Origin of the sequence: Flavobacterium sp. CG_9.10, from assembly GCF_015752245.1 — a bacterium.
Taxonomy (GTDB): domain Bacteria; phylum Bacteroidota; class Bacteroidia; order Flavobacteriales; family Flavobacteriaceae; genus Flavobacterium.
The window spans coordinates 81101-105659 of sequence record NZ_JADOVD010000009.1; the positions used below are offsets into that span (position 1 = coordinate 81101).

Annotated in this window: 25 protein-coding genes; 19 read left to right on the top strand and 6 right to left on the bottom strand. The window is 34.0% G+C overall.

The features are described from left to right. Positions 1-102 precede the first annotated feature (102 nt). From IWX84_RS09440 to IWX84_RS09460, 5 genes are all read left to right on the top strand, one after another. Entirely contained in the window at positions 103-633 is a 531-nt protein-coding gene (locus IWX84_RS09440; protein ID WP_196850495.1) for a GNAT family N-acetyltransferase, read from the top strand. After that, positions 633-1907: an MFS transporter gene (locus tag IWX84_RS09445; RefSeq protein WP_196850496.1), complete on the top strand. Its 1275-nt coding sequence runs from the start codon at positions 633-635 to the stop codon at positions 1905-1907. Before IWX84_RS09440 ends, IWX84_RS09445 begins: the two co-directional genes overlap by 1 nt. A gap of 146 nt (positions 1908-2053) precedes the next feature. Next, positions 2054-3328, top strand: a complete 1275-nt coding sequence (locus IWX84_RS09450; RefSeq protein ID WP_255549320.1) for an NAD(P)/FAD-dependent oxidoreductase — start codon at positions 2054-2056, stop codon at positions 3326-3328. A gap of 165 nt (positions 3329-3493) precedes the next feature. Then, positions 3494-4915, top strand: coding sequence for an adenosine deaminase (locus IWX84_RS09455; protein ID WP_196850498.1), 1422 nt, complete (start codon positions 3494-3496; stop codon positions 4913-4915). A gap of 244 nt (positions 4916-5159) precedes the next feature. Beyond that, the gene (locus tag IWX84_RS09460; protein WP_196850499.1) at positions 5160-5954 is read left to right on the top strand and encodes a transglutaminase domain-containing protein; all 795 of its coding nucleotides are present in this window, start codon (positions 5160-5162) and stop codon (positions 5952-5954) included. A gap of 128 nt (positions 5955-6082) precedes the next feature. Here IWX84_RS09460 and IWX84_RS09465 read toward each other — a convergent pair whose 3' ends face one another. After that, entirely contained in the window at positions 6083-7126 is a 1044-nt protein-coding gene (locus IWX84_RS09465; protein WP_196850500.1) for an RluA family pseudouridine synthase, read from the bottom strand. After that, on the bottom strand, positions 7116-7739 hold the full coding sequence (locus tag IWX84_RS09470; RefSeq protein ID WP_196850501.1) for a PASTA domain-containing protein: 624 nt from the start codon (positions 7737-7739) through the stop codon (positions 7116-7118). Before IWX84_RS09470 ends, IWX84_RS09465 begins: the two co-directional genes overlap by 11 nt. Before the next feature lie 217 nt (positions 7740-7956). Between IWX84_RS09470 and IWX84_RS09475 the strand changes: the two genes are divergently transcribed. The 4 genes from IWX84_RS09475 to IWX84_RS09490 all read left to right on the top strand — a co-directional run bounded on the left by IWX84_RS09475 (position 7957) and on the right by IWX84_RS09490 (position 10818). Further along, positions 7957-8931, top strand: coding sequence for a D-alanine--D-alanine ligase (locus IWX84_RS09475; RefSeq protein ID WP_196850502.1), 975 nt, complete (start codon positions 7957-7959; stop codon positions 8929-8931). A 9-nt stretch (positions 8932-8940) separates the two neighbouring features. Beyond that, the gene (locus IWX84_RS09480; RefSeq protein ID WP_196850503.1) at positions 8941-9633 is read left to right on the top strand and encodes a DUF421 domain-containing protein; all 693 of its coding nucleotides are present in this window, start codon (positions 8941-8943) and stop codon (positions 9631-9633) included. 46 nt (positions 9634-9679) lie between these two features. Beyond that, on the top strand, positions 9680-10147 hold the full coding sequence (coaD, locus tag IWX84_RS09485; protein WP_196850504.1) for a pantetheine-phosphate adenylyltransferase: 468 nt from the start codon (positions 9680-9682) through the stop codon (positions 10145-10147). A 92-nt stretch (positions 10148-10239) separates the two neighbouring features. Further along, positions 10240-10818 carry a PhnA domain-containing protein gene (locus IWX84_RS09490; RefSeq protein ID WP_196850505.1) on the top strand — a complete coding sequence of 193 codons (579 nt, stop codon included), beginning with the start codon at positions 10240-10242 and terminating at the stop codon, positions 10816-10818. A 249-nt stretch (positions 10819-11067) separates the two neighbouring features. On the opposite strand, the gene IWX84_RS09495 is transcribed toward IWX84_RS09490, so the two are convergent. Beyond that, positions 11068-12414 carry a DEAD/DEAH box helicase gene (locus IWX84_RS09495; protein ID WP_196850506.1) on the bottom strand — a complete coding sequence of 449 codons (1347 nt, stop codon included), beginning with the start codon at positions 12412-12414 and terminating at the stop codon, positions 11068-11070. A gap of 154 nt (positions 12415-12568) precedes the next feature. Between IWX84_RS09495 and IWX84_RS09500 the strand changes: the two genes are divergently transcribed. Continuing rightward, positions 12569-14299 carry a M14 family metallopeptidase gene (locus tag IWX84_RS09500; protein ID WP_196850507.1) on the top strand — a complete coding sequence of 577 codons (1731 nt, stop codon included), beginning with the start codon at positions 12569-12571 and terminating at the stop codon, positions 14297-14299. An 8-nt stretch (positions 14300-14307) separates the two neighbouring features. Here the strand turns inward: IWX84_RS09500 and IWX84_RS09505 are convergent, their stop codons facing one another. After that, positions 14308-14910, bottom strand: coding sequence for an NUDIX hydrolase (locus tag IWX84_RS09505; protein ID WP_196850508.1), 603 nt, complete (start codon positions 14908-14910; stop codon positions 14308-14310). Positions 14911-14917: 7 nt separating this feature from the next. On the opposite strand from IWX84_RS09505, the gene pyrE reads away from it, so the two are divergent. After that, on the top strand, positions 14918-15565 hold the full coding sequence (pyrE, locus tag IWX84_RS09510; protein WP_196850509.1) for an orotate phosphoribosyltransferase: 648 nt from the start codon (positions 14918-14920) through the stop codon (positions 15563-15565). A gap of 44 nt (positions 15566-15609) precedes the next feature. Next, complete coding sequence (locus IWX84_RS09515; RefSeq protein WP_196850510.1) at positions 15610-16002, top strand: SRPBCC family protein; 393 nt, start codon at positions 15610-15612, stop codon at positions 16000-16002. 133 nt (positions 16003-16135) lie between these two features. On the opposite strand, the gene IWX84_RS09520 is transcribed toward IWX84_RS09515, so the two are convergent. Beyond that, the gene (locus tag IWX84_RS09520) at positions 16136-16864 is read right to left on the bottom strand and encodes a biotin--[acetyl-CoA-carboxylase] ligase (protein ID WP_196850511.1); all 729 of its coding nucleotides are present in this window, start codon (positions 16862-16864) and stop codon (positions 16136-16138) included. A gap of 95 nt (positions 16865-16959) precedes the next feature. On the opposite strand from IWX84_RS09520, the gene rsfS reads away from it, so the two are divergent. From rsfS to IWX84_RS09555, 7 genes are all read left to right on the top strand, one after another. Further along, positions 16960-17331 (top strand): ribosome silencing factor, encoded by a 372-nt coding sequence (gene rsfS / locus IWX84_RS09525; protein ID WP_073207166.1) that lies wholly within the window; start codon positions 16960-16962, stop codon positions 17329-17331. Positions 17332-17345: 14 nt separating this feature from the next. Further along, positions 17346-19271 carry an ATP-dependent zinc metalloprotease FtsH gene (gene ftsH / locus IWX84_RS09530; protein WP_196850512.1) on the top strand — a complete coding sequence of 642 codons (1926 nt, stop codon included), beginning with the start codon at positions 17346-17348 and terminating at the stop codon, positions 19269-19271. 114 nt (positions 19272-19385) lie between these two features. Next, a complete protein-coding gene (locus tag IWX84_RS09535; RefSeq protein WP_196850513.1) occupies positions 19386-19988 on the top strand; it encodes an LUD domain-containing protein in 603 nt (200 codons plus the stop codon). A 1-nt stretch (position 19989) separates the two neighbouring features. After that, positions 19990-20880 carry a phosphatidate cytidylyltransferase gene (locus IWX84_RS09540; protein WP_196850514.1) on the top strand — a complete coding sequence of 297 codons (891 nt, stop codon included), beginning with the start codon at positions 19990-19992 and terminating at the stop codon, positions 20878-20880. Beyond that, positions 20870-21523, top strand: a complete 654-nt coding sequence (locus IWX84_RS09545; protein WP_196850515.1) for a phosphatidylserine decarboxylase family protein — start codon at positions 20870-20872, stop codon at positions 21521-21523. The genes IWX84_RS09540 and IWX84_RS09545 overlap by 11 nt, the downstream gene beginning before the upstream one ends. Next, a complete protein-coding gene (locus IWX84_RS09550) occupies positions 21523-21792 on the top strand; it encodes an acyl-CoA-binding protein (protein ID WP_196850516.1) in 270 nt (89 codons plus the stop codon). Before IWX84_RS09545 ends, IWX84_RS09550 begins: the two co-directional genes overlap by 1 nt. A 7-nt stretch (positions 21793-21799) precedes the next feature. Further along, positions 21800-22570, top strand: a complete 771-nt coding sequence (locus tag IWX84_RS09555; RefSeq protein ID WP_196850517.1) for a superoxide dismutase — start codon at positions 21800-21802, stop codon at positions 22568-22570. 97 nt (positions 22571-22667) lie between these two features. Here IWX84_RS09555 and IWX84_RS09560 read toward each other — a convergent pair whose 3' ends face one another. Then, positions 22668-24536: an alpha-amylase family protein gene (locus tag IWX84_RS09560; protein ID WP_196850518.1), complete on the bottom strand. Its 1869-nt coding sequence runs from the start codon at positions 24534-24536 to the stop codon at positions 22668-22670. Positions 24537-24559 lie beyond the last annotated feature (23 nt).

The following is a 24559-nucleotide window of genomic DNA, read 5'->3' on the forward strand; positions in this document are numbered from 1 at the left end:
CTCTGAATTGTTTTGTTTAATGATACAATAGATAATAAAAATCGTTACAACTATATTTTTACTATTTTTGATTGAATCAAACCATACTACCATTATTCTATTATGTCCAAAATTGAAATTAAAAAAGCGTCAATATCTGACCTTAAAGCATTGCAAATAATAAGCATACAAACCTTTTCTGAAACTTTTGCAGAAGTGAACACGCCCGAAAATATTGAAAATTATAATAAGGAAAGTTTTAGCGAGGTACATTTAACTTCGGAACTAAACAATCCAAATTCCCAGTTTTTTATTGCTTATTCGGATTCAGAACCTATTGGATATTTAAAAATAAATTCTGGCAAGGCCCAAACTGAAGCCATAAGCGATCATGCTTTAGAAATTCATCGAATCTATGTCTCGCAATCTTTTCACGGAAAAAAAGTAGGCCAATTATTGCTGGACAAAGTAATCGAAATTGCGCAACAAAGTGCGGTAGATTATATTTGGCTTGGAGTCTGGGAAGAAAATCATAGAGCATTACGCTTTTATACAAAAAATGGTTTTTTCAAATTTGATACTCATGTTTTTATTCTTGGCGACGATAAACAAACCGATTTACTAATGAAATTGGAAATACACAAAAAATCATAATGAATAATAATTCTCTGGACATAAAAAAATCGGTTTCTATTCTTAATGCGGCAGTAATTGTGGCTGCGCTTGGCTATTTTGTAGACATTTATGATTTACTACTTTTTGGAATTGTACGTACCGATAGTTTAAAAGACTTAGGAATCACGGGCGATGCCATCAGGAATCAAGGAGAATATCTAATAAGTATGCAAATGTTTGGAATGCTTTTTGGCGGTATTCTGTGGGGAATTTTGGGTGACAAAAAAGGCAGGATTTCTGTTTTATTTGGGTCTATTTTGATTTATTCTGTGGCCAATATTGCGAACGGAATGGTAACTACAGTGGATGGTTATGCTTTTTGGAGATTGATTGCAGGAATAGGACTTGCAGGAGAATTAGGCGCAGGAATTACCCTTGTTACTGAATCCTTACCCAAAGAAAAACGAGGTTATGGAACCATGATTGTCGCTTCGGTAGGTGTTTCGGGTGCCGTAGCCGCTTATTTAGTCTATCAGATTTTTCAGGATTGGCGTTTGTGCTATTATGCCGGAGGAGTTTTGGGAATCCTCTTACTGTTTCTAAGAATAAGCATTTCCGAATCAGGAATGTTCAAAAAAGTGCAAGAAAGTGAGGAGAAAAAAGGGGATTTCTTGTCTTTATTTACCAATAAACAACGTTTTTCAAAATACATTCAATGCATTCTTATTGGTATCCCTTTGTGGTTTTTGGTTGGTGTATTGATTACTTTTTCCCCTGAATTTGCCAAAGCTTTGGGTGTCCAGGGTTTTGAAACTATAGCTGCAGGAAAAGCTATCGCCTGGTGTTACGGTGGATTGGTTTTTGGCGACATTGCCAGCGGTTTATTGAGTCAGTGGCTGAAAAGTAGAAAAAAAATCATGTATTTATTTTTGGTTTTCAATCTCTTAATGGTTTTTGTTTATCTGAATGCGTTTGGAATTAAAGCTAGCACTTTCTACACCATTTGCTTTATTATGGGATTCTCCGTGGGCTATTGGGTATTATTTGTAACTATTGCTGCAGAACAGTTTGGAACCAACATCCGTGCAACGGTAACAACTTCAGTTCCTAATTTTGTTCGAGGTTCACTTCCGCTCATTATTATAATTTATGGTTTTTTCAGAAACAAAATCTTCGACGGAAACATTCTTCAATCCGGAATGATTGTAGGTTCTATACTTTCGATAATCGCATTATTGGCGCTTTGGAAATTAAAAGAAACTTTTTATACCGATTTGAATTATTTAGAGCAGGACACACAAAATTTACCTTAGACCATTAAATTCAATATCAAAAAATTCATCAGGACTCGATTAAGGCTTAGTAGGTAAGAACCCCAAATAATACGTAGTTGTGTATGGTAAAAAAAATAATTTTAAATTTTAAATTGTCCCTTATTTGAGCCACTCGAAAACCGTATTTGGCTTATTTTTGTACAAAACATTATCAAAAAAACATGAAACAGGATGTAATTATTGTTGGAGCGGGACTGGCGGGATTATCTGCGGCTGTTCATTTGCACCGTCAAGGGCGAAAAGTACTTCTTCTAGAAGCAAGTGACCGTGCGGGAGGAAGAATAAAAACCGATTCTTACGAAGGGTTTCTATTAGATAGAGGTTTCCAAGTACTTTTGACCGCTTATCCGGAAACAAAAGCATTACTCAGTTATAAAGACTTAAAACTAAAAAAAATGTTACCCGGAGCAACTGTACTCTATGAAGGAGGCTGTTTTGAAATCGCAGATCCATTCCGAAGACCTTCAGCGGCATTGGCCACCCTTTTTGCTCCCGTTGGCACATTAAAAGATAAAATTAATACCCTTTGGTTAAAAAATAGATTGCAAAAATTAACAATCGAAGCCATTTTCGAACAACCGGAACAAACTACCCTTAAGCAGCTGGGTGATTATGGTTTTAGTCCAAAAATGATTCAGCGTTTTTATGCCCCTTTCCTTTCTGGAATTTTTTTGGAAAATGAATTGCAAACTTCCAGAAGAATGTTCGATTTTGTGATGAAAATGTTTTCCGATGGTGACGTGGCGGTTCCTGCTTTAGGAATGGAAGAAATTCCAAAACAATTAGTCGCCATGCTTCCAGAAGGGAGTATTCATTGTGATACAAAAGTAACTGCCGTTGATGGAAATAAAGTTACCACGGCAGACGGAACCGTTTTTGAAGCCAACCAAATCCTTTTGGCTACCACCGCAAATGCTCTTACCCAAAAATTCTTTCCTAAACAAAAAATGACATCACATCAAGTGACTAACATTTATTTTGAAGCAAGTGAAGCGCCTACAAAAAAAGCGGTGGTGGTTCTAAATGCTTCAACACAGAAAAAATGGGTGAATAATTTGACGGTGATGTCCAATGTTTGTGCTGCTTATGCTCCAAAAGGAAAAGTACTTATTTCTGTTTCCTATAATGGAATTCCAGCTGCTGATGACGTGACTTTGGCTGAAAACATGAAACAAGAATTGAAACAATGGTACGGTGAAAAAGTAAATTCGTGGAAAATGCTTAAGGCATACCAAATTGAATATGCTTTGCCAACTCAGGAAAGTGTACGGAATGAAATCCCTGCTTCTGAAATAAAAATCTCCGATACATTATATATTTCTGGAGACAACTTGCTGAATGGCTCTATCAATGCCGCTATAAAAACGGGACGATTAGCTGCTGAAGCAATGAAAATATAGCTTATTATTTTTAAAAAAGATAGGAGTTTATGTTCTAAATTTTTAAATTCAAGCAAAAATATCCATCTTTGACCAATTAATTTTTTTCAAACAAACTTTAGAAGAAAAACTAAAAGACAAATTTTGAAACATTAAAAAAACAGATACTTCAATAAAAAATATTCTATGAAATTATTTCTCTCCTTTTTTCTTTCCATGCTGTTAAACGTTGGTTATTCACAATCAACAAATACCTATTTTGAAAAGATTAGAGATAATGAAGCGGCTTTAACTGCTTTCTTTTCGCAAATGCCCAAAGGAGGCGATTTGCACCACCACTATTCTGGATCAATCTATGCTGAACCTTTACTAGCACATGCGATTAGTGAAAATTTTTACCTCAATACCGAAACGATGCAGGTGCAAAAAGAAAAACCAGCAAGCGGTAATTGGGAACAATTTTCAACATTGAAAAGTCGCGGAGAATTAGATATTTACAAACAAAAAATAATGCAAAAATGGTCCGTGAAAGATTATAATCATGTTAATTATCCTTCGGACAAGTTGTTTTTTGAATCCTTTATGAAGTTTGAGCCAGCAATCAAAGGAAATTTTGAACAAGGATTATTGGAATTGAAAAATAGAGCCCTAAAAGAAAATCTAAGCTATATAGAAACCCAATTATCTACAATTCCCTGTTCTATGAATACAGATGATTTGGTTAAGTTTAATGCTCGATTACGACAATTGGCGATTCGTCAAGATGAAAAGGCGATCTTAACTTCATTAGATTCCTTGTACAATTCCTTGCTGAAAAAAGATGCTCCGGCTTACGCCAAAGATTTCAATACTAATTTTGTTACTAAGATGCACAATGAGCTTAAGATTGATGACGCCCGTTTCACGATGCGTTATCAAAATTTTGTATTGCGTTTTATGGAACCGGTTGATTTATTCAAAAATCTGGTCATTGCATTTATCTCCGCAGATAGCAGCACTCTTATGGCTGGTGTAAATATCGTTTCTCCCGAAGATGGCGAAACTTCCATGAAGGATTACTGGTTGCACATGGTTATGTTTAAATATTGTCATTCCCGTTTTCCAAATGTAAAATACTCGATGCATGCGGGGGAACTAACCTTAGGATTAGTTCAACCAGAAGACCTTACTTGGCATATTAGTGCCGCTGTTTACACTGCTGGCGCAAATAGAATAGGACACGGCGTTGACATGGCTTATGAACAGAATTCATATGATTTATTGCAATATATGGCTAAAAAGGACATCCCTGTAGAGATCAATTTAGTGAGTAATGAGTTCATTTTAAAGGTCAAAGAAAACCGCCATCCATTAACTTTATATAAAGAATTTGGCGTTCCAATAGTTATCAGTACCGATGATGCAGGGATTCTGCGAACTAATATGACCGAGCAATATGTTCTATTAGCAAAAAGATACAAGGACATCACTTATGCCGATATTAAGCAATTTGTTTACAATAGCATTAATTACAGTTTCATAAAAGATGCTTCGGTAAAAAAAGATTTACTGAAAAATTTGAACACGAGATTTAAAACTTTTGAATCTCATTTTCCGCAAAATAAATAATTTCAACAAAATAAATTATTCTATAATCGAATAAAATAAAGCATCTAAAACAAGAAAAGTTCCTATTCGGGACTTTTTCTGTTTTATAATTTCCCTCTCCCTAAAATTTAGTTTTTTTTTACAAATATTTTTTTATACTTTTATAGTACCTACTTAACTACATGATAGTTACACTTTACAATAAATCCCAATTATTTTTAATTTTGAAATTTTAATTGTTTGCTAACTATCTAAATTAGTGAAGATGAGTAGAACTTTCCTTTGGTATTTAAGAAGACATCCTTTACTGTATAAAATAAGATTTAGATTAGTTTCTAAGAAGACTTCTATCGATAAAATTGAACGTTTTTGTTATAATGGCTTGAACAAAAAAACGGATATGCCAGTTATTTATTTTCAGCTAAATAATATGATTTTCACCCGTAAAAAAACTGACTTAACCGATATAGAAAAAGTCAAAAAAATAGCAAAATGGCTCAGAAATCACATAAAAGGAGGACCCGGATTAGGTAAATCTTCTGAAAATGCGCTATTAAAAATGATTAAAGGCGAAGGAGGCGTTTGCAGTGATTTCTCGCAGATTTTTAATAATTTTTGTGTCATTAATGATTTGAAAGTAAAGGAATGGGGACTGAAAATTTCAAAGGGAAACTCTTCCGTTTTAGGCGGACATTCCTTTAATGAAGTGTATTGCAAAGAATTTCAAAAATGGATTATAATCGATGTGTCCAAATCAATATTTTTTTATCATATCAGTCCAAAATTACCCTTGTCAGTTTTGGAGCTAATTGATTTAAAAAAACAAAATAAAGAAATCTATTACTCAATTTTCAATAAAAAATTGATTTCCGATGAACAAAACATTGATGACCTTTATCTTAGTTCTGACTCGTCTCCTTTCGTAATCACTAATTACTGCAACAAAACGTATGACTATTACCTAAACAAACTAACCATGTTTCCAGAGTCAATTATTCATGGTATTGTTTTTCTTAGTGGCAACAGTTATGCCTATGAGTTTCCGAAGTATAAATGTTAATAATCTATCCCTTGCTCCTGTATAAATAAATTATTCCAGTAAAAGTCTCATCTGCTAAGGATTGGGGTTTTCTGTAACATAAAAGTGAATCTCCATAAAAAAAGCCCCAATCCGGGGCTTTATATATTTTAATTTTCTTCTTCTTCAGTGCTATGTGATTTCGAGTAATTTCTCCATTTCTCTATACAATCCTGAAAATCTTGAGGGAGTTCTGTATCAAAACGCATCATTTCTCCCGTTGTTGGATGCACAAAGCCCAAAGTTTTGGCATGTAACGCTTGGCGAGGCAACGCTTTAAAACAATTTTCTATAAACTGTTTGTATTTGGTAAACGTAGTTCCCTTCAAAATCAAATGACCACCATAACGCTCGTCATTAAACAAAGTGTGCCCTATATGTTTTAAGTGAACACGTATTTGGTGTGTTCTGCCTGTTTCCAGTTGGCATGAAATCAAAGTAACATAACCAAAACGCTCCAACACTTTATAATGCGTTACAGCAGGTTTTCCTATTTCCGGATCAGCAAAAACTGCCATTTGCATGCGGTCTTTGACGTGGCGCGCCACATTCCCTTCAATCGTACCTTGATCAGCAATTACGTTCCCCCAAACCAAAGCTATATATTCCCTTTCAGAGGTTTTGGCTTCAAACTGTTTGGCAAGATGCGTCATTGCCGCTTCGGTTTTGGCAATCACCAGTAAACCCGAAGTGTCTTTGTCAATTCTATGAACGAGTCCTGGACGTTCGCTGCTGTTCATTGGCAAATTATCAAAGTGATACGCCAAAGCATGAACCAAAGTCCCTGTATAATTCCCATGACCGGGATGAACTACCATTCCTGGCTCTTTGTTTATCAATAACAACGCATCGTCCTCATAAACAATATTCAACGGGATATTCTCGGGAATAATGTGATTTTCAAACGGTGGATGCGACAACATGACGCGAACCACATCATTTGCTTTCACTTTGTAATTCGACCTCACTGTGACGTCGTTTACAAAAATATTCCCTTCTGTTGCTGCAATCTGTATTTTATTCCGTGTTGCATTTTGTATCAGACTCATCAAGTATTTGTCTATTCTTAAAGACGCTTGGCCTTTAGGAACTTCAAATCTAAAATGTTCAAATAACTCCTCTTCTAAATCTATTGTTTCTATATTATTGTTCATTTTCTGGTGCTTGTTCTGGTACTGGTACCGCCGTACTGTCTACTGTGCTTTCATCTACATAACTCGCTTTTCCGTCTCCTAAAACCAAATCAATTTTAGAAGATTTCAAGACCCTGTCCCCTACTTTTAGGTTTCTTCCCTTATAACGCATTTCCAGAACCATATCCTTTCCAAGATTTGGAATATAAGTAATCGTCCCTTCTTCAAGTCCCAAAGCTTTCAACGTTGGAACCGCCTCACGGTATGTTTTTTCAATTAAATCAGGTATTTTCACGGACGAAAACCCCGAAGCATTTATTTTAATATATACTTTTCTACCTACTTTTACTTTTTCGCCAGGCAAAGGATCTTGCTCAACTACACTAAATTTAGGGAATTCACTTCTAAAATCTACGCTGTCCAAAAGCACATAATCTAAATCCAACTCGTTTAACTTATCCTCCACCTGCTCGACAGTCAATTTTCTCAAATCTGGAACCGTAATTTCATGCCCATGATCAGTGGTAAAAGTCAACCAATGGATAAACAAATAACCTAAAACGGCAATAATAGCAATAGCAATTAATATTTGACCAAAAAAGACACGGCTAGTAAGATACTTACGTAAACTCATAAATTTATTTTTATATGCGGCAAAGATAAAGCTATTTCGTTTCAAAAAAAATGATAATTTTGTTTAATGCTTATCGTCATCCTGAGCTTAGTCGAAGGGAGGAGCTATTTCCCGCTATTCGTTACAATCTTTTTATCCGCCGAAAAGGCTGACAAAAAGGATTTTCACTGCTATCGGGGCTAAAAACAAATCGTTTTCACAACACATAATTTATAAAATGAAAAACATTGCTATTATCATGGGCGGCTATTCCAGCGAGTACAAAATCTCACTCATTAGCGGAAACGTCGTATATCAATTTCTGGACAGAAATAAATTCAACGGATTCCAAATTCATATTTTCAAAGAAAAATGGGTGTATGTTGATGTTAATAATGTTGAATTCCCTATAGATAAAAATGATTTTTCAGTAACAGTGGATGGAGCTAAAATTACTTTCGACTGTGTTTTTAATGCGATTCATGGTACTCCTGGCGAAGACGGATTGATGCAGGCGTATTTCGAATTGCTAAATATTCCACAAACATCTTGTGATTATTACCAAGCCGCATTAACCTTCAATAAACGCGATTTACTGTCAGTATTAAAACCATACGGAATTAAAACAGCTATTTCCTATTATTTAAATAAAGGTGACATCATCAACACCGAAGAAATTGTAACTAAAGTAGGATTGCCTTGTTTTGTAAAACCAAATAAAGCGGGTTCCAGTTTTGGAATTTCAAAAGTAAAAATGGCCGCCGAATTGCCAATCGCTATCGAAGTGGCTTATAAAGAAGACAACGAAATCATCATAGAAAGTTTCCTTGATGGAACCGAAGTTTCTGTTGGCGTCATCAATTACAAAGGAACCGTGACCGTTTTACCCATAACCGAGATAGTTTCTGATAATGATTTCTTCGATTATGAAGCCAAATATCTAGGTAAATCGCAGGAAATTACGCCGGCAAGAATCTCAGATGAAATGACACAAAAAGTAAGCGAAATAGCCAAACGTGCCTATGAAGTGCTAAAAATGAAAGGCTTCTCCCGTAGCGAATTTATCATTGTAAACGATGAACCACACATGCTGGAAATGAACACTATTCCCGGTCTGACCACCGAAAGTTTAATTCCGCAACAAGCCAAAGCTGCCGGAATTTCATTGGAAGATTTGTTTAGTAATGCCATAGAATTGGCTTTAAATAACTAAATTTCCAATATGACAGAAATATTTGAATGGAACCGCTTATTGTACAATGATTTACCCGAATCCTTCCTTTTAGAAGTTATTTTCCGATCAACGATAATGTTTACGGTTTTACTTCTGACCTTAAAAGTGGCCGGTAAACGTGGCGTGAAGCAGTTGTCTGTTTTTGAAACAGTGATCATTATCGCGTTGGGTTCTGCAGCTGGAGACCCCATGTTCTATGAAGAAGTTGGAATAATACCACCCATTACAGTCTTTTTAGTCATCATTCTTTTATACCGTTTAGTTACATGGCTCACCGGAAAAAGTAAAAAGTTTGAAGAGTTTATAGAGGGCAAAACGGAATGTATAATCAGCGAAGGAAAATTTTCAATTGCTACTTTTAAAAAAGAAAGTCTGGCACAAGATGAATTCTTTTCGGAACTTCGATTGAAATCAGTGGAACATTTGGGTCAGGTAAAAAATGCTTTCATGGAAACCAGCGGTGAAATCAGTGTTTTCTATTATGAAGATAATGAAGTGCCACCAGGATTACCAATCCTGCCATTTTTATTCGATCTAAAAAGTAAAATTATCCCTTCTGAAGGTATTTATTCATGCACTTTTTGCGGAAATACAGAAAGTCATAAACCTGGAAATGCGGAATGCACAATTTGTGAAAAACTGGAATGGGTAGAAGCTATAAATACAGTCCGAAAAACCTAACTTAGCCCTAAATAAAACATCTGTTTGATGTACTTATATTTGCAAAATGAAAAAAGCTATATTTCCCGGATCGTTTGATCCCATTACCTTAGGCCATGAAGACATCATCAAAAGAAGCATTTCGTTATTTGATGAAATCGTAATTGCTATTGGTATCAATGCCGAAAAAAAATACATGTTTTCCCTTGAGGAAAGAAAACGCTTTATCGAAGAGACATTCAAAAATGAACCCAAAGTTTCGGTGATTACGTACGAAGGTTTGACAATAGATTTGTGTCATAGAATAAAAGCGGACTTTATTCTCCGTGGCTTACGCAATCCCGCCGATTTTGAATTCGAAAAAGCCATAGCACACACCAACCGCCGTTTGTCAAAAATAGAAACCGTGTTTTTGTTGACTGCAGCCAGAACTTCCTATATCAGTTCCAGTATTGTAAGAGACGTTATTCGCAATGGCGGACAATACGAAATGTTAGTTCCCGATGCCGTAAGAGTGAAAGATGTATATTTATAGAAATACTAAAGCAACCCTCTTCCTAACTTCAATATAAATTTGTGGAAAGCACTATTTAGCCGTATTTTCGCCAAAAATAAAAGCCATTAGACATGAGTATAGAAAGAGAATTAAATAAACGCAGCGGATCTAAATGTGAACTTTGTGGAGCAACTGAAAACCTAAAAGTGTATGAAGTGCTACCAACAAAAAAAGGAGGAATCGACGAAAGTATTATGGCTTGCAGTACGTGTATCGATCAAATAGAAAATCCTGATAATATAGATTTAAACCATTGGAGATGTTTGAATGATAGCATGTGGAATGAAAATCCAGCAGTACAAGTTGTTGCATGGAGAATGTTAAGTCGCTTACGCTCTTCTGGGTGGCCGCAAGAATTATTGGATCAAATGTATTTAGACGAAGATACTTTGGCTTGGGCTCAAGCAACTGGTGAAGGAGAAGAGGAAGAAAACAAGGTGATTCACCGCGACAGTAATGGCGTAATTCTTGAAATTGGAGATTCTGTAGTTTTAATTAAAGATTTAAAAGTGAAAGGATCGAGCATGGTTGCTAAACAAGGAACTGCAGTGCGTAACATCCGTTTAGACCACGAAAATGCTGAATACATTGAAGGTAAAGTAGACGGTCAAACTATTGTAATTATTACACAATACGTGAAGAAAATATAGTATTTATAGTTTTCAGTTGCAGTCACAGTTTTCAGTGCCTGAAGTTGAAAAAAGTACTCGGTTGCAATGCACTATTTTCAATTGATCTAACTAAAAAAATCGTTAAAAGTAAATTTGATTTATTGTTAACGATTTTTTAATTGTTAGGCCATTTTTACTGCTCATTAAAAGCCAATCACTGAATACTCCCCTTTTTTCACTGATCACTGCTCACTCTTTTAAAACTGAACACTGAAAACTGATCACTAATTACTCCTCTTCTTTTTTTATCACTTTTCGGGCAACTTCAATTTTAAATTTCTTGCCCTTCATTTTTTCATCTTTTATATTGTGCAGCAAATCTTTTACTTTATTGAATTTAACAGCAGCAAACGAGATAAAATCTTTTACTTCTATCAATCCTAAATCTCCTTTTTCCAACTTTCCTTTTTGGGAAAAGAAACCCATAATATCAATTTTATTTAGTTTGTTTTTCTTTCCACCACTGATGTAAATCGTTTGAAATTCAGGTGGTTTTGGCAATGAAGTTGCGCTTTCTATATTGAAAACACTCATTCCATAATCAATATAATCCATTTTTTTCTCACTTTCATGAGCAATAATATAAGCGGTTCCGGATGCAAGCATACGAGCCGTTCTACCGTTTCTATGGGTAAATTCGTCTTCTTTGGATGGCAAATGATAATGAATTACGTGATTCATTTCAGGGATATCAAGTCCACGAGCGGCTAAATCTGTAGTGATTAAGTAACTCGCACTTCCATTACGAAACTGGATTAATGCGCGTTCGCGTTCATCCTGATCCATTCCACCATGATAATAAGTAGAATAAATCCCTTTTTCATTCAATGTATCGCTGATGCGTTCTGCAGCATCACGATGATTACAAAAAACAATGGCCGATTGCGATTTCAACGAACAAATCAGGTTGAATAAACTTCCTATTTTATCCTTCTCTTTTGAAACTACCATTTTCATGGAAAGATTCGTCTCTTCTAAATTTTCTGGAATAAAGTCCAAAATCGTTGGATTCACCACTCTGGTATATCTTGGAATCTCAATATCGGAAGTTGCAGAAACCAAAACACGTTTGTTCAGTTTCGTCAATTTTCCAATGATAAACGACATTTGTTCATGGAAACCCAATTGCAACGATTTATCAAATTCATCCAGAATCAAGGTTTGGATTTTATCCACGCGGAAAGTTCCTCTGTCAATATGATCAGCAATTCTCCCTGGCGTTCCTATTAAAACTGCCGGTGGATTGCTTAAATTCTTGATTTCTGTATCGATGGAATGTCCACCGTAGCAAACATTTACTTTATAATCAGTTCCCATTTTTTTCCAAACCTGCTCAATTTGCAATCCTAATTCACGAGATGGAACTAGAATTAAACATTGAACCGACTGGAATTCAGGTTGCAACATCTCCAAAATAGGCAATAAAAAAGCTAAAGTTTTCCCTGATCCTGTTGGCGAAAGCAATAAAACATTGTTATCATTCAAGATTGCATCTTGGGCTACTTCTTGCATTTCGTTCAGACTTTCGATGCCTAAATTCAAAAGTATATTGTTGGAATGGTGTTTCTTATTCATTTTTTCTATTTCGGCAAAGGTAATTTTTAATTTTGAGTTATGAATTTTGAATTATGAATTTTCATATTTTTTAATGACAACCTTCCTTTTCTAACTATCTTTCTGTACTTGTCTAAAAAAAGCTACATTTGAAATTCAAATTAAAAACCGAAATATGAGATTTTTCACATTCCTTTTTTTACTATTTTCCTTTAGTACATTTGCTCAAAAAGGCAATAAATACGACACTTTTTTCGAAAAAGGAAACGGAAATCAATCCGCTACCTATCAAGAAACCATCGCATATTACAAACTTTTAGCTCGTGATTTTCCTACCATAAAAATGCAGGAAATGGGCCTGACAGATAGTGGAGAGCCTCTGCACATAGTAACTTTCAACCCTGAAAAACAATTTGATTTTGAAGAAATTCAAAAAAATAAAGTAGTATTATTTATCAATAACGGCATTCATGCTGGCGAACCGGACGGCATTGATGCAACCATGCAATTGTTTCGGGATTTGGCTTTAGGCAAAATAAAAATTCCAAAAAATACTGTCATTGTTTGTATTCCGGTATATAATATTGGCGGTGCTTTAAATAGAAATTCTACGACAAGAGCGAATCAAAACGGTCCTGAATCTTATGGCTTTCGTGGAAACGCAAGAAACTATGATTTAAATCGTGATTTCATCAAATCAGATACAAGAAACACGAAGAGTTTTGTCGAAATTTTTCATAAAATTAATGCTGATGTTTTTATTGATAATCATGTTAGTAATGGCTCTGATTATCAATACAAACTCACCTACATCATGACGCAACAAAACAAACTAGGGACCGTTTTAGGTGTTTTTTTAAATACCGAAATGATGCCTGCTTTAGTTAAGGATTTACAAAAGAAGAAAATAGAAATGACGCCGTATGTCAACTCATTTGCAGATACGCCAGACAAAGGTTTTGGGCAGTTTTTTGAAAGCCCAAGATTTGCAACGGGTTACACTTCATTGTTTAACACCATTGGGTTTGTGGTAGAAACACACATGCTGAAAAAATATGCGGATCGCGTGAAAGTAACGTATGAATATATGAGATCTGCAATTGATTACACCGATGCTAATTTTGAAAAAATTAAGCGGCTCCGTTTGAAAAATGAAGAACAATACCAACCCAAAAAATCGTACACCATAAAATGGGAAATCGACAGTACAAAAAAGACAACTTTCCCCTTTTTAGGGTATGAAGCCATTTATAAAAACAGTGATGTTACCGCAGGAAACCGTTTATTTTACGACAGAACAAAACCATATAAAAAAGACGTTCCCTACATTAAAGAATTCAAATCTGTAAAAGAGATTATTATCCCAACAGCGTATATTATTCCGAAAGGATTTTGGCCAGTTATTGACTTATTGATAAGCAATACCATTACCTACACTCAATTAAAAAAAGATACAATAATTGAAGTTGAAAGTTACAAAATCGCTGATTTCAAAACGACAACATCGGCTTATGAGGGGCATTATTTGCATAGAAATACTACTATAAATTCAAAAATTGAAAAATTGGCTTTCGCCAAAGGAGACTACATTATTCCAACGCAACAAAAGGGCATAAAATATTTATTGGAAACATTAGAACCCGAAGGAATTGATTCTTTTTTCAATTGGAATTTTTTCGACACAATGCTACAGCAAAAAGAGGGATATTCTGATTATGTTTTTGAAGATACTGCAACACGAATTTTAAAAGATAATCCAAAAATAAAAGCAGAATTTGAGTTAAAAAAGCAGAATGACTCAAGTTTTCTTAAAAATCCGGAAGCACAATTAGACTGGATTTACAAGCATTCCGTTTATTATGAAAAAGCGCATTTACAATATCCGGTGTATAGAATTTTAAAATAAAAAAACTTCTATTTCAGGAGTTCTTCTTCTTCGAATAATAATTTTATATTTTCATAGGAATTTTTTAGCGCTTCCTTAATTTGTTCTGGGTTCATCCAGGCCACTTTTTCTATTCCTTCTTCTAATTGACCTTCTGGCGTGCCTTCAAAATCAGATTGCATTTCGAACCAATGCGTAATTTTTAGTTTGTATTTTCCATTACGTCTAAAAACGTGATATGTTTTTTGAAGTTTATGAGAAATGGATAGTAAATTAACACCTGTTTCTTCCTCTACTTCTCGCATGGCGGTATCTTCAATTTCTTCTCCTTTTTCGATTCCACCTTTAGGTAAATCCCATTTTCCGTTTCTAAAAATAAATAAAACCTCCCCTTTTTTATTGTAGACTAGTCCTCCACCAGCTTTGGTAACCGGAATTTTAGCCTTCAAAGTCTTCATGATTTCCTTTTCATCAGGATGATACAAGTAGGCTTTTTGAATTTTATTTTGAAATATTTTTACTATAAGTTGCTCGATGTCAATGCTCTCTAACAGGAACAATTGAAAATCTGTCTCTTTAGAGATGTGATTTGTCAAAAAAAGTGGTTTGTCGTTAACAAAAACTTTATACATTTGTATTATGATTTTTAATAAAGAAACAGCCGAGAAAACAGCCGAATTGCTTTTGCAAATAAATGCAATTAAATTGAATCCAAGAAATCCTTTTACGTGGGCTTCGGGATGGAAATCGCCTATTTATTGCGATAACCGTTTAATCCTCTCATTTCCAGCCATAAGAAATTATGTGCGAGATGAGTTTTCCAAAAATATTGAAAAACAATTTGGAAAACCAGATGTTATTGCCGGTGTAGCCACTGGAGCGATAGGAATTGGTATGCTAGTTGCAGAAAGTTTAGGATTACCATTTGTGTATGTTCGTCCAGAAGCAAAAAAACATGGAAGGTTAAACCAAGTGGAAGGATTTTTACAAAAAGGACAAAACGTTGTCGTTGTAGAAGATTTGATAAGTACTGGAAACAGCAGTTTACTTGCCGTAGAAGCATTACGAGCAGCTGGGGCCAACATTAAGGGAATGGCGGCAATATTCACATATGGATTTGATGTTGCGGAACAAAATTTTAAAAATGCCAATATCGATTTATTGACATTAAGTAATTATCAGAATCTGTTAAATTTGGCTGTAGCCAAAAAATATATAACTGAAGAAGAAGAACAAACTCTGAGAGAATGGAACGGAAGTCCATCAACTTGGAATGTTCAAGTGTAAAAATTAATAATATATTTTTTTTTAAAATAAACAAAAACAAATCTATGAACTTAGAAAGTCCAAAAGTTACCGTCGAAAAATCAGCACAAGAATTATTTGAATTATTAAGCAATGTTCAAAATTTCGAAAAATTAATGCCTGAAAACATTGCGAAATTTGAAGTTATCGGTGATGATGCGTTTATTTTTGGATTGAAAGGCATGCCGGAAATAAAATTAAAAATGAAAGAAAAAGTAGCGCCAAATAAAATAGTTTTGGGTGCTGCCAGCGACAAACTTCCATTTACATTGGTTGCTAACATTAATGCTGTAACAGATAATTCAAGTGATGTTAAACTTGATTTTGAAGGAGATTTCAATCCCATGATGGCTATGATGATAAAAGGCCCTATTGGGAAATTTATTGAAACTTTAGCCACTAATATGGTGAAATTATAAGCCCCCTAACCCCCGAAGGGGGAATTGGAAAACTTTGGTAACGAGAGAAAAGAATATAGAGAAGTAGATATACTATTCTATATTCTTTTTTCTTTTTCTCTTTTTCTCTTTTGCCTTCTGCCTATTTTCTTCCCTAATACAGCATTTGAATTTCCTTGATATCAAACTCAACAACACTGTCGTCTTCAAGCAGAATTTCAAGTTTACCAATTGCTGTTATTCCTTGGATAATCCCCATAAAATTTTGATTATTTTGGTCTGAAAAAGGCATTGGAACTCCTTTCTTAAATAATTTATTGGAGTAGTCCGTCCAAAAAGTATCCGAATTTTGTTTACCTACCGATACCTTTCTTTCTATGTTGTCAATTATCGAAAAAAGCAAATCCTCTTTATTAAATTTTAAGTTACAAATAACCGACAATGAAGATGCTTTAGGTAAATTTTCGAATTTGGTTTGATTGACATTTAAACCTAAACCTACAATAGAAACAATAGTTCCGTCACTTTTAATACTGTTTTCAATTAAAATGCCACCTATTTTTTTATTGTCTGACATTATGTCGTTTGGCCATTTGATACTAAGATTTGGTATATTATACCATTCAAGAGCATCAATTACTGCAAGTGAAGCTATAATATTGAGATCATATATCTGACAAATATCTGATAAAAAATCCTTTACCAAAACACTCAATATTAAGTTTTTACCCACCTCAGATGCCCAAACGGCTCCCATTTGTCCTTTTCCTTTAGTTTGATTTTCGGCAGTGACAACCGTAAAGTTTTCTAGTTCTTGTTTGTTCGATAATCCTTTCAGGAATTCATTTGTTGAATCTATGGCATCGAGTTTGATTAGTTTCATATAACGTATTTTGTGAAACAGAATTTAATATTATGTTAAGGTTCAAAAATAATCACAAAAAATGGTAACTTTACAAACTTATATAAAAATAATTCATGGCGAAAAAGACTATAAATAATGATGACCTATTGGCGAACATCATTAAGGGAATAGAAGAAGTAAAAGGAAATGATATCGATATTCTTGATTTAAGAGAAATAGACACCGCAGTTTGTGATTATTTTATCATTTGCAATGGTAATTCAAATACACAAGTTAACGCTATTGTTAACTCAATTCAAAAAACAGTTTCAAAAGAATTGAAAGATAAGCCTTGGCATGTTGAGGGAACTGATAATGCAGAATGGGTTCTTATGGATTATGTAAATATAGTTGTCCATGTTTTCCAAAAACACATCCGAGAATACTACAATATAGAAAGTCTTTGGGGTGATGCAAAAATCACTACTATCCAAAACAAATACTAAAGAAAAAACTTCTAATGGCTAAAGATAATAATCCAAATTCGAATAAATTTAAAGTAAGTCCTTGGTTAATTTACACTGCAATCTTATTAATTTTCTTGTTTATAAGTTTTATAACTGGTGGCTCGAGTTTAAATGAACCTGCACAACTGACCTCTTCTAAATTTAATAATTTTTTAGAAAAAGGACAAATTGAAAAAGTAATAGTTTACAACAAAACGGAAGCAGAAGTATACCTAAATGCTGCTGCATTAAAGGATGCGGTGCACAAAAACGTAGCTAAAGATGTTTTTGACAGACCAAACAAAGGTCCTCATTACTCTTTTGATATTGGTAATGATCAAATATTCCAAAATAAACTGGAAAAAGCGGTTAGTGAAGGAAAATTGAAAGATTTTAATTTCTTACCAAAAAACAATTGGACAGATATCCTAATTAGTTTATTGCCTATTATTATTATAATTGGAGTTTGGATTTTTATAATGAGAAAAATGTCAGGCGGCGGCGGAGCTGGTGGCGGACAGATTTTCAATATTGGAAAATCGAAAGCTAAACTTTTTGACGAAAAAACAGATATTAAAACTACATTTAAAGATGTTGCTGGACTAGAAGGTGCAAAAGAAGAGATACAAGAAATTGTAGAATTCTTAAAAAATCCTGAAAAATATACTAACCTTGGTGGTAAAATTCCAAAAGGAGCACTACTTGTAGGACCTCCTGGAACAGGAAAAACTTTATTGGCGAAAGCCGTAGCTGGTGAAGCACAAGTGCCATTCTTCTCTTTATCAGGTTCTGATTTTGTGGAAATGTTTGTTGGTGTAGGTGCATCACGTGTACGTGATTTATTCAAACAAGCTAAGGAAAAATCTCCTGCTATCATTTTTATTGATGAAATTGACGCAGTAGGTAGAGCTAGAGGAAAAAGCAACATGTCAGGTGGAAATGATGAACGTGAAAACACATTAAATCAACTATTAACTGAAATGGATGGTTTTGGTACCAATTCAAATGTAATTGTTTTAGCTGCAACGAATAGAGCTGATGTACTTGACAAAGCATTAATGCGTGCAGGTCGTTTTGACAGACAAATTTTTGTAGATCTTCCAGATATTCGCGAACGTGCTGAGATTTTTAAAGTGCATCTTGCGCCTTTGAAAAAAGTAGAAGGACTTGATACCGACTTTTTAGCGAAACAAACTCCTGGTTTCTCCGGAGCGGATATTGCTAATGTATGTAATGAAGCAGCACTTATTGCTGCCAGAAATAACAAAACAGCGGTTGATAAACAAGATTTTTTAGATGCTGTTGATAGAATTGTAGGTGGTCTTGAAAAGAAAAATAAAATTGTAACTCCAGAAGAAAAGAAAGCAATTGCTATTCACGAAGCTGGTCACGCAACTGTAAGTTGGATGTTAGAACACGCTGCCCCTCTTATAAAAGTAACGATTGTTCCAAGAGGACAAAGTCTTGGAGCGGCATGGTATTTACCAGAAGAGCGCTTAATCGTTCGTCCTGACCAAATGCTAGATGAAATGTGTGCAACTATGGGAGGAAGAGCTGCCGAAAAAGTAACTTTCAACAGAATTTCAACTGGCGCATTGAGTGATTTAGAAAAAGTAACTAAACAAGCTCGTGCCATGGTTACGGTATATGGTTTGAATGAAAAAATAGGTAATGTAACTTATTATGATTCGACGGGACAAAGTGAATATAGTTTTGCAAAACCTTATTCTGAAGAAACAGCTAGAATAATTGACGAAGAAATCTCATTACTCATTGAAAGTCAATACCAAAGAGCCATCCAAATTTTAGAAGAAAATAAAGACAAGCTTAATCAGCTGGCTAATATTTTAATTGAAAAGGAAGTTATTTTCAAAGATGACTTAGAAGCTATTTTCGGAAAACGAACATTTGATAAAAATCTTGAGGAAGTAGTGTCTTAATAAAACACAAATTATTTAATTATTTTTAAAATCTTAATTCAAAAACAGCTTTTGAATTAAGATTTTTTTATCTTTGAACGTTTTCAAGTAATAAATTAAGTAGTTTAAAAGTATATGAGTCTTTTTAGAAAATTTTTTGGTTCTAGTAATCTAGCTTCTGATGAAGATAAAGAAAGTGAGAGTAGTAAATACTTTACTGAAAACGCTACATCTATAGATGAGAAATTCATCTATAATTTTAAGAAAAATGGTGGTAAATTTTTATACTGTGAAAACTCAGAAGAAGTAAGCGAACATTTTGAAAACATACTCGCAGAGAACGACTGGTTCGAAAGTGACGTTCTATGTTATGATCCTACTCTTTTCAAAATTCTTGATGACAATAAACTGACTTATAATAAATCAGCTAATCCTAAATTTCTACTTGCAAGTTGTGAAAATTTAATCGCTGAAGAAGGGTCTATTTTATTTTCTTCAAAACAAATAAAGCAAAATAAACCACACGAATTACCTACCAATATTGTAATTTTAGCTAATACAAGCCAAATTCTAGCGGCAAAAAGCGATGGACTGAGTGCCATAAAAAAGAAATACGAAAGAGACTACCCTACCAATATTACTACAATAAAATATTTCGAAAAAGCAAAAGAGGAAGATTTTACACAATACGGAAGTTCAGCTAAAAATCTTTATTTATTGCTTTTAGAAGACCAATAAGATGAATGAAACACTCAAGAGAGCCATATCTGGTGCTATCTACGTAATTTTATTATTAGTTTCAATATTATATTCAACTGAAAGCTTTTTCCTTTTATTTGGAGTTTTCTTACTTATCGCTGTATATGAATTTTGCAATTTAGTTCAAATTAACAAAGTAATTCCAATACTATTTGCACTAATATTTTATGGCGGAATCAATCTAATCTCTTTCTACAAACCTCTTACCGAAGAAATAATATATTCCATTGTTGGAGAAAATTATATTATCCTTTTGGATATGGACATTATATATAAAGTATTATTGCTCATTACCATCTTAGTGTCTTTAAAATGTATTTATTTTCTGTTTAATGACAAAATCCAATCGATTACACCTACTTCTAAATATATTTATTTACTGGGATACATCATACTGCCTTTCGTTTTTATTACAAAAATATCCTTTGGTATAAAAGATTACAACCCTAAAATAATAATAGGTCTTTTCATTCTTATCTGGACGAACGACACTTTTGCTTACATTGTTGGCAAATCTATTGGAAAACATAAATTATTAGAGCGTATTTCTCCAAAAAAAACCATCGAAGGTTTAATAGGGGGTGTTGTTTTTGCAGTTTTTGCAGGTTTTTTAATATCAAAATATTATATTCAAGCTAGCCCGAATCATTTAGAGAAGTCAATTATCATTTGGACAACAATCGCTATTATTGTTGGCTTTATTGGAACAATTGGAGATTTAATTGAGTCCAAATTTAAAAGAATTGCTGGTGTAAAAGACAGCGGAAAAATAATGCCAGGACACGGTGGCATTTTAGATCGATTAGATAGTGTTATATTTGTAGCACCATTTGTATATTTATTTTACCAAATTTTAAATTATGTTTCATAAAGAAGGAACCCCGTCTATATTAATAGGCATCATTTTCAGTACTTCGGTGCTTTTATTGTCTGATAAATTTATAGACACAAACTGGATTAAAATGTTAATTCAACTAAGTGCTTTCTTAGTGTTAATTATCATTTTACAATTTTTCAGAAATCCAAAAAGAACTGTACTTCTTGACGAGAATCAAATTCTTGCTCCCGTGGATGGAAAAGTAGTCGTTATTGAAGAAGTTTTTGAGGCTGAATACTTCAAAGACAAACGCATTCAAGTTTCGATTTTCATGTCACCTATAAACGTGCATGTAACTCGTTATGCCCTTAGCGGAATTGTAAAGTTCAGTAAATATCATCCCGGAAAATTTTTGGTAGCTTGGCATCCTAAGTCAAGTGAAGAAAATGAACGAACTACAGTTGTAATTGAAAATAACACATTTGGTGAAATATTATATCGTCAAATTGCCGGTGCTTTGGCGCGAAGAATTGTAAATTATGCTGAAGAAGGCATGCAGGTGATTCAAGGAACTGATGCTGGTTTTATAAAATTTGGTTCAAGAGTAGATATCTTTTTACCTCTTGGCACACCTATAAATGTAGTACTTAACCAAAAAGCCATTGGCGGAAAAACTATTATTGCAACCAAAGGGTAATGATCGAAAAAGATTTAGATACACGATTTCAAGAGGCAGTTGAAATTGCTTCTGATATGACTCAGGCATCTTTACCCCAAGATGTGCAATTAAGGCTTTACGCGTTCTATAAGCAGGCTACTTTAGGAACTTTGGACCTAAAACAAACGACTAATTATCATTTAAGAGATGCTTTCAAAACCAATGCTTGGATGCAAATTAGCCATCTTACTTCGGAGGAAGCCAAAGAGCACTATATAGAAATCATTGAAACTCTTTTAAAAAAATAACTTCCAAATGAAACAAAATATTTTTTTAATATCTAATTTACTGTTAGTTACAATATTATTTTCTTGTAATAACAAAAAGCTTACTGAAGTTGTTGAAGTTCCACTTCCTACCGCCCAAGAAAAAATAGCTATTGGACTCCCTGAAGATGTGAAAGCGAATGAAGGTGCTTTTCAAATGGAAAAATTATCTTATGCGTACGATGCTTTAGCCCCAAACATTTCGGCGATAGCATTAGAGATGCATTATTCGAAACATTATCTGACGTACACTAATAATTTGAATAAGGCGATTGCAGGAACAGACTTAGAAAATCTGACTATTGAAGAATTATTATCAAAATTAGATTTGAATAATGCCAATATCAGAAATAATGCAGGCGGTTACTATAATCACACCTTGTACTGGCAATGTATGGGTCCTAAAGCTGGAGGAGAACCCAAAGATACTCTGGCAGACGCAATCACCAAAAGATTTGGAACATTTGCAAATTTCACTTCACTGTTCAAAAATGAATCAGAAAAAATATTTGGTTCCGGTTGGGTTTGGTTAGTCGTTGATAAAGCAGGTCAATTACAACTTACTAGTACTCAAAATCAGGACAATCCTTTAATGGCAGATGCATTAATCCAAGGAAAACCTATTTTGGCTCTGGACGTTTGGGAACATGCTTATTACCTTGATTATCAATATAAAAGAAAAAATTATATAGACGCTTTTTTTAATGTCATCAATTGGAAAAAAGTGGCTGAAAATTATGAAGCTGCCATAAAGAAATAGTCGTTTCGCTTTTAAGCTAAAAAAATGCTGTTACAAAAAATTGTAACAGCATTTTTTTTTAAATGGAAATCAATAAAATTTATATAATTGATTTATTTTATAACTGATAAATAAACGATTCTGATGGAGCAATAGTGATTTGGGCTTTTCCTTCTCCGTTCTGAACTTGTAATCGTATAGAACTCTTTTTATACAATTGATCTGTTAAAATATAATTTCCATCTTTCAAATTCCACTTTTTAATAATATCCGAAGGGATTTTCAGTTCGAAATTACTGGTTGTAAGCCAAGAAAAATTAGTTACCACAAGTAACTTTTGAGAATCAGACCAACGAACAAATGAATAGATTCCAGGAGCGTAACCCTTTGTAACTTGACGATTAACGGTTTGAATTTCTTGATATTTCCCCATTAATGCAGAACTATTGATAGAAAAATTAAGCAAACGTTTGTAAAAATCACGTAAGTCTTTTTCATCTTGAGTCAATTGACCTCCGTCAAATTTACCACCGTTCATCCAGCGTTGATGATTCGGCACACCAACATAATCAAAAATTGAAGTTCTGGAGTGTGTCCCGAAACCTGCATTTTCATTTCCCGCCTCTCCTACTTCTTGCCCAAAATAAATCATGGTTGGCGACGTACTTATTGTTGTGGAAACAACCATCAGTGGTTTTCCTTTTTGTGGCGTTCCTGCAAATTCTGGGCTTGCCAAGCGCTGTTCATCATGATTGTCTAAAAAATGCAACATATGATGTTCGATATTTTGAATCCCTTTTTGGATATCAGATAACCCGTCAGGTAACGATTTACCTTTAATGACATCTTTCAATTTATCGTACGTTTCGACTTTATCATATAAATAATCCATTTTACCCAGATGAATGTAATTCCTATATTCTTTAGGATTATACACTTCGGCTAGTAAAAAAGCATCTGGATTTTTTGTCTTTATTGCTGAATTCATATAACTCCAAAATTCATACGGAACCATTTCAGCCATATCATATCGGAAACCATCTACTCCTTTAGCTGTCCAATACAATGCAATATCTCTAAATTTAGTCCATGAATTTGGAACCACTTTTCCTTTCCAAAATGCGAAATGTTCTTCATTTGATTTGGTATCAAAACCAGCGGGAAGTTCTGGAAAATCTTTCGAACCGTCAGGACGAATTCCATAATTTACTTTTACGGTTTCGTACCAATCATTCTTATCTGGTTTTGCCATTCGTGAACCATTACCAGTCCATTTAGCTGGATTTTCTTCAAATTTCCCGTCAATTAATGGATTACTTTCTCCATTTAATGGTTTTACATTATCTGGAATTTCAAAATGGGTATTTGGAATATAATAGAAATTATTGTCTCTTTTATATTCAACAGAAACATCATCATCAGCACCAAAATCTTTAATCCCGACCGGGTTACTCTTTCCTTCGTATTTGCGTGCAATATGATTAGGAACAATATCAATAATCACTTTTAATCCCGCTTTATGGGTTCTGGCAATTAAGGACTCAAATTCTTGCAAACGATTAGCTGGATTTACAGCTAAATCAGGGTTTACATTATAATAATCTTTTACGGCATAAGGTGATCCGGCTCTTCCTTTTACTACTTCCGGATCATCATTCGAAATTCCTATAGCAGTGTAATCCCGAACCAAAGCATGATGTGGAACTCCAGTATACCAAATATAAGTTACACCTAAATCTTTTATTTCATGAAGTGCTTTATCCGTAAAATCATTAAACTTCCCAACTCCATTTTCTTCAATAGTTCCCCAAAGTTTATTAGTGGTATTTTTATTTCCGAATAATCGGGTAAAAACTTGATATACTACAATTTTCTTCTCAGAGACTATCTCTTTCTTTTCTGCATTCATTTTTAAATCTTTTGTTTTGCAAGCAGTTGCTAAAAGCACCACGCTAATCCCTGCAACTATAATTGTCTTTTTTATCATATAAAATTATTTATGCTGGTTTC

Excerpts from the sequence above, each read along its gene's own strand:
- IWX84_RS09470 (WP_196850501.1), bottom strand. The coding sequence starts at position 7,739 with ATGAGTTTACGTAAGTATCTTACTAGCCGTGTCTTTTTTGGTCAAATA.
- IWX84_RS09475 (WP_196850502.1), top strand. The coding sequence starts at position 7,957 with ATGAAAAACATTGCTATTATCATGGGCGGCTATTCCAGCGAGTACAAA.
- IWX84_RS09445 (WP_196850496.1), top strand. The coding sequence starts at position 633 with ATGAATAATAATTCTCTGGACATAAAAAAATCGGTTTCTATTCTTAAT.
- IWX84_RS09520 (WP_196850511.1), bottom strand. The coding sequence starts at position 16,864 with ATGAAACTAATCAAACTCGATGCCATAGATTCAACAAATGAATTCCTG.
- IWX84_RS09555 (WP_196850517.1), top strand. The coding sequence starts at position 21,800 with ATGAAACAAAATATTTTTTTAATATCTAATTTACTGTTAGTTACAATA.
- IWX84_RS09535 (WP_196850513.1), top strand. The coding sequence starts at position 19,386 with ATGAGTCTTTTTAGAAAATTTTTTGGTTCTAGTAATCTAGCTTCTGAT.
- rsfS (WP_073207166.1), top strand. The coding sequence starts at position 16,960 with ATGGCGAAAAAGACTATAAATAATGATGACCTATTGGCGAACATCATT.
- pyrE (WP_196850509.1), top strand. The coding sequence starts at position 14,918 with ATGATTTTTAATAAAGAAACAGCCGAGAAAACAGCCGAATTGCTTTTG.
- IWX84_RS09465 (WP_196850500.1), bottom strand. The coding sequence starts at position 7,126 with ATGAACAATAATATAGAAACAATAGATTTAGAAGAGGAGTTATTTGAA.
- IWX84_RS09545 (WP_196850515.1), top strand. The coding sequence starts at position 20,870 with ATGTTTCATAAAGAAGGAACCCCGTCTATATTAATAGGCATCATTTTC.
- IWX84_RS09560 (WP_196850518.1), bottom strand. The coding sequence starts at position 24,536 with ATGATAAAAAAGACAATTATAGTTGCAGGGATTAGCGTGGTGCTTTTA.
- coaD (WP_196850504.1), top strand. The coding sequence starts at position 9,680 with ATGAAAAAAGCTATATTTCCCGGATCGTTTGATCCCATTACCTTAGGC.
- ftsH (WP_196850512.1), top strand. The coding sequence starts at position 17,346 with ATGGCTAAAGATAATAATCCAAATTCGAATAAATTTAAAGTAAGTCCT.
- IWX84_RS09440 (WP_196850495.1), top strand. The coding sequence starts at position 103 with ATGTCCAAAATTGAAATTAAAAAAGCGTCAATATCTGACCTTAAAGCA.
- IWX84_RS09495 (WP_196850506.1), bottom strand. The coding sequence starts at position 12,414 with ATGAATAAGAAACACCATTCCAACAATATACTTTTGAATTTAGGCATC.
- IWX84_RS09480 (WP_196850503.1), top strand. The coding sequence starts at position 8,941 with ATGACAGAAATATTTGAATGGAACCGCTTATTGTACAATGATTTACCC.
- IWX84_RS09455 (WP_196850498.1), top strand. The coding sequence starts at position 3,494 with ATGAAATTATTTCTCTCCTTTTTTCTTTCCATGCTGTTAAACGTTGGT.
- IWX84_RS09490 (WP_196850505.1), top strand. The coding sequence starts at position 10,240 with ATGAGTATAGAAAGAGAATTAAATAAACGCAGCGGATCTAAATGTGAA.
- IWX84_RS09500 (WP_196850507.1), top strand. The coding sequence starts at position 12,569 with ATGAGATTTTTCACATTCCTTTTTTTACTATTTTCCTTTAGTACATTT.
- IWX84_RS09540 (WP_196850514.1), top strand. The coding sequence starts at position 19,990 with ATGAATGAAACACTCAAGAGAGCCATATCTGGTGCTATCTACGTAATT.
- IWX84_RS09460 (WP_196850499.1), top strand. The coding sequence starts at position 5,160 with ATGAGTAGAACTTTCCTTTGGTATTTAAGAAGACATCCTTTACTGTAT.
- IWX84_RS09550 (WP_196850516.1), top strand. The coding sequence starts at position 21,523 with ATGATCGAAAAAGATTTAGATACACGATTTCAAGAGGCAGTTGAAATT.
- IWX84_RS09505 (WP_196850508.1), bottom strand. The coding sequence starts at position 14,910 with ATGTATAAAGTTTTTGTTAACGACAAACCACTTTTTTTGACAAATCAC.
- IWX84_RS09515 (WP_196850510.1), top strand. The coding sequence starts at position 15,610 with ATGAACTTAGAAAGTCCAAAAGTTACCGTCGAAAAATCAGCACAAGAA.